A 341-nucleotide genomic window follows, 5' to 3' on the forward strand; every position below is an offset into this window, starting at 1 on the left:
TTGGCGATCTCGACCAGCTGGGTCTGGGCCACGGTCAGGTCCATCATCAGGCTGTCCGCGCGGATGCCGAACTGGAACCCGTCCAGCAGCGCCTGGGCGCGGCTGTTCATCTCGCGGAACGCGATGCGTCCGAACATCCCCACCGGTTCGCGGCCCAGATAGATGTTCTCGGCCACGGTCATGGCCGGGACGGGGCTCAACTCCTGCTCGATGATTGAGATGCCGTGCGCCAGGGCCTGGGACGGGTTGTCGAACACCACCGGCTGGCCGTTGCGCAGCAGGGTGCCCGCATCGCGGTGATGGATGCCCATCAGGATCTTGAGGAAGGTCGACTTGCCCGC

General features: G+C 66.0%; 1 protein-coding gene. It reads right to left on the minus strand.

The genetic code is table 11. The features are described from left to right. On the minus strand, window positions 1-341 hold a 341-nt coding region (locus tag TW83_RS18055; RefSeq protein ID WP_045984170.1), incomplete at both ends, for an ATP-binding cassette domain-containing protein.

Origin of the sequence: Paracoccus sp. S4493 (assembly GCF_000967735.1) — a bacterium.
GTDB lineage: Bacteria > Pseudomonadota > Alphaproteobacteria > Rhodobacterales > Rhodobacteraceae > Paracoccus > Paracoccus marcusii.